Below are 4,504 nucleotides of genomic sequence, written 5' to 3' on the forward strand. Positions count from 1 at the left end.
TGGTGCCTCCACGTCTATTCCTTCGACGACAGCCTGCTGGCCCTGGAAGAGGTCGCCGTCATGGCCGGCCGGGGCGTCGTCGGGCTGATCCATGCCGAGGACTCCGGTCGCCGGCACCTGTTCCGGATCTACGCGGGGAACTTCCCCGACCGCGCCGCGGCCCGTGCGGCGCAGGACGAACTCTTCGCGCGCCTGCGGACGGACTGGGCCCAGCCCGTCGCCGCGGAACGCCTGCGCTGACGCGGCCCGGCCGCGGCGAACCCAGAAGGACACGCACGTGAAACTGAAGCGGGTGGAACTGCAGGGATTCAAGTCGTTCGTCGACCGCACGGTGCTGGAATTCGACCAGGGCATCACCGCCATCCTGGGGCCCAACGGCTGCGGCAAGAGCAACATCGTCGACGCGATCCGCTGGGTGCTCGGCGAGCAGTCGGCGAAGCAGCTGCGCGGCACGGTGATGGAGGACATCATCTTCAAGGGCACGGCCCGGCGCAAGCCGGTCGGCCTGTGCGAGGTGGCGCTGACCTTCACCAACGACAACCGCGCCATGCGCATCGAGTACGACGAGGTGACGATCAAGCGCCGGGTCACGCGCGACGGCTTCTCCCAGTACTACCTGAACGACGCGCCGGTCCGCTTGAAGGACCTGCGCGACCTGTTCTTCGACACCGGCGTCAACAACACCGCCTACAGCGTCATCGAGCAGGAGAAGATCGGGCGCATCCTGAACGAGAACAGCCAGGAGGTCCGCCTGCTGGTCGAGGAGGGCGCCGGCATCGTGCGCTACAAGGCCCGCCGCAAGGAGGCCCAGCGCAAGCTCGACCAGACCGAGCAGGACCTGCTGCGCCTGCGCGACATCAGCGAGGAGATCGGCCGCGAGGTGCGCTCGCTGCAGCGGCAGGTCGGCAAGGCCCGCCGGTACCAGCGGCTCTACGCCCAGTCGCGGGCCCTGGACCTGCTGCTGGCCGGCCGCGCCGTGCGCCGCATGGACCAGCGCGAGCTGGAGCTCCGCGAGCGGCGCCAGGAGCTGGCCGTGCTCGCCGAATCCGACAGCGGCGAGCTGGCGGAGCTGCGGGCGCGCATCGAGGCCACCCGGCCCGCCGTCGACGAGCGCGAGGCCGAGCGCCACGGCCTCGAGGAGTCGCTGCAGGCCTTCGAGGAGCAGCTGCGCGCCGTGGAACAGAAGTCGCTGCTGCTCGAGCACCGCATCGGCGACCACCAGCGTCGCCTGCAGGAGAGCACCGAGTCGGTGGCCGACATCTGCCGCCGCCGCGAGACCGCGCACGCGGAGCTGCACGACCTCGCGGACCGCAAGCAGGGCCTGACGGCGCGCTCCGCGGACCTCACCGCCGATCTCGCGCGCCTGCAGGAGGACCTGCAGCTCATCGAGTCGCGCTACGACGCCGACCGCGGCGCCCTGGAGAAGGCGTCCCAGCTGAACCTGGAGTTCATCGAGACGGACAACCGCCGCAAGTCCGAGCTGCGGGAGCTGGAGATCCGGCGCGAGAACCGCCACGAGCGCCTGCGGGTCCTCGAGCAGGAGACCGCGCAGCAGCAGGAGGCGCGGCGCCGCGAGGAGGCCCGGCTGCAGGAGGCCGCCGCCCGCCAGACCGAGCTGGCTGAGGCCCGCCGCGGGCTCCTCGGCGAGCTGTCCGATGCCGAGCGCAGGCTCCAGGAGTCCCAGGCCGAGCGCGCCCGCCTGCGCGACGAGGTCTCGCTGCGCGAGGCGCGCAGCGAGTCGCTCCGCTCGCGCCACGAGCTGCTCAAGCGCATCACCGAGAGCCTGCACGGCTACGGCGGCGCCGCCCGCGAGGTGTTGCAGACGCGGCGCGGGGATCCCGGGATCCTCGGCAGCCTCGCCGAGCAGCTGACCGTCGACGAGGGCTGGACCGCGGCCTTCGAGACCCTGCTCGGCGACGTCCTGGATTCGGTCGTGGTGAGCGACGACGGCAAGGCGCTCGACCTGGTGCGCCTGGTGCGCGAGGCGGAGAAGGGCCGCGCCAGCTTCCTGGTGGCCGACGCCCGCCCGGGCGTCGCCGGCCCGCCGCCGCCGCCGTCGGGACGCCCCGCGACCGACCTGGTGCGCGGCGACGGCGCGGCCACGCCCCACCTGCGGCGGCTGCTGTCGCGGGTCTGGGCCTTCGAGACGGACGAGGCCGCGCTCGACGCGGCGGCCCGCCACGGCGCCGGCGACCCCGTCGCCTGCCTGTCCCGCACCGGCCTGCTGATCACCAGCGACGGCCTGGTGCGCGGCGGTCGCGGCAAGAGCGAAGAGGTGAGCCTGCTCGGCCGCGGCGAGAAGCTGGAGCGGCTGCAGGAGGACCTCGCCCGGCTCGCGCAGGAGATCGCGGAGCACACCGCGCGCGTCGCGGACGCCGTGCAGGCCGAGCAGACGGAGCGGGCCCGGATCCAGGCGGGACGCGGGCGGATGGAAGATCTGGACCGGCGCCTCGGGCGCGTCCACGTCGACGAGGCGGAGGCGCGCTCGCGCATCGACGGCGCGCAGCAGCGCCTGGCCGCCATCGCCCGTGACGCCGAACTCGCCCAGGACGGCCTGCGCGAGCTGGCGCACCAGGAGGCCGGCCTGCGCGGCAACCTGGACGAGAGCGGGCGCCTGCGCAGCGACAGCGGTGTGCGCGTCGACGAGCTGCGGTCGGCCGTGAAGCAGAGCGAGCAGGCGCGCGAGGCGGCGCGGGCCGAGGCCGGCGAGAAGAAGCTGCTGCAGTCGCGCCACCAGGGCGAGCTGCGCGAGCTGGAGGCGGCGCTGGCCCACCGCCGCGAGTCGGTGGCCGAGATGACGTCGGCCGAGGAGCGCCTGCGCCAGGAAATCGTCTCGCTGCGCGAGGAGCTGGCCGGGATGGAGGAGGAGATCGTCAGCCGCCGCGCCCAGCTGGAGGCCGGGCTCGACGAGCGCGAGCGCCGCCGCCTGCTGGTCCAGGCCAGCGCCGAGGCGATCTCGGGCCTGCACCAGGAGACCGCCGCCTGGCACGACCGCGTGCGGGCGATCGAGTCCCAGCGCACCGCCTGCCGCGACGAGTCCCACGGGCTGGAGACCGAGCAGGCCACGATGGAGGTCCGCCGCGCCAACCTCGTCGAGCGGATCGAGGAGCAGTACAAGGGCCGCTTCCGCGAACTGGTGCGCGCGGTCGACCCCGAGGCCCTGCCGCCGGAGCTGGAGCGCGACGGCGACGTCTTCCAGGAGGAGCAGGCGCGGGCCCTGCTGGAGGACTCGCGCGCGAAGCTCGAGGAGCTCGGCGCGGTCAACCACCTGGCCGTCGAGGAGTACGAGCAGAAGCGCGAGCGGCTGACCTTCCTCGAGGAGCAGGTCGCCGACGTGGAGGCCGCCCGCAAGGACCTCGCGCAGACCATCGACAAGATCAACCGCACGGCGCGCAAGCTCTTCCAGGAGACGTTCGAGGAGATCCGCCGCAACTACGTGGCCGTGTTCCAGACCCTGTTCGAGGGCGGGCGCGCCGATCTCGAGCTGGAGCAGACGGACGACCCCCTGGAGTCGAACATCAACATCGTGGCCCAGCCGCGCGGCAAGCGCGTCGACCACATCCGGCTGCTGTCGGGCGGCGAGCGCTGCCTGACCGCGCTGTCGCTGCTGTTCGCGGTCTACCTGGTGAAGCCGTCGCCCTTCTGCCTGCTGGACGAGGCCGACGCGCCGCTGGACGACGCGAACGTGCAGCGCTTCGTGCGCCTGCTGCGCGAGTTCTCCGCCAAGACCCAGTTCCTGGTCGTCACCCACAACAAGCTGACGATGGAGACCGCCAACCACCTCTACGGCGTGACGATGATGGAGGAAGGCGTCAGCAGCCTGGTCTCGGTCAGCTTCCGCGACGTCGCCGAGGCCGGCAGCGACGCCGACCTGGGCCAGGCGATCGCGGCGCGGCGCCGGCAGATCGACGAGTCCGCCGAGGAGCGCGCGGTGCTGGCGACGCCGCCCGGCACCGACGTCTCCGCGAGCCGGTTCGTGCTCGACGCCGATGATGCCGACGACGAGGCCGACGACATCGACGACGTCGCCGACGACGCCGCCGACGACGACGAGGACCTCGACGCCGCCGACGAAGCCGGAACCACTGCCGGCGCGACTTCGCCGCTCGCCATGGAGGCGGAGTAGATGTTCGGCGCCATCGATCGCCTGCGGCAGGGGCTGCGCAAGACCCGCGACAGTATCGTCGGCCGGCTCGGTGAGCTGTTCGCCGGCAAGGTGCGCCTCGACGCCGCGACCCTCGACGAGATCGAGGCGCTGCTGATCTCGGCGGACCTCGGGGTCAAGGCCAGCACGCGCATCGTCCAGTCCATCGAGAAGCGCCTGAAGGAGACCGGCGGCGAGGCCACGCTCGAGGGCGTCACCCAGGTGATCCGCGCGGACATCGCCGCGATCCTGCGCGAGGCGCAGACCAGCGTGAAGGTGCGCAGCTGGGACGAGGCCGGCGAGGCGCCGGCGCGCGGGCGCAAGGCCCGGGCGGCCCGGACCGCACAGGCGCCGGCGGCG

Annotated in this window: 3 protein-coding genes; all 3 read left to right on the forward strand. The window is 72.9% G+C overall.

The genetic code is table 11. From position 1 onward, the window contains the following. Positions 1–240: SPOR domain-containing protein (locus tag Q7W29_01625; GenBank protein ID MDO9170510.1), on the forward strand; the 240-nt coding region annotated here is incomplete at its 5' end. Positions 241–277: 37 nt separating this feature from the next. Continuing rightward, complete coding sequence (smc, locus tag Q7W29_01630) at positions 278–4,126, forward strand: chromosome segregation protein SMC (GenBank protein MDO9170511.1); 3,849 nt, start codon at positions 278–280, stop codon at positions 4,124–4,126. Next, the coding region (locus Q7W29_01635) for a signal recognition particle receptor subunit alpha (protein ID MDO9170512.1) at positions 4,127–4,504 on the forward strand (378 nt) is incomplete at its 3' end.

Source organism: bacterium (assembly GCA_030654305.1).
Classification (GTDB): domain Bacteria; phylum Krumholzibacteriota; class Krumholzibacteriia; order LZORAL124-64-63; family LZORAL124-64-63; genus PNOJ01.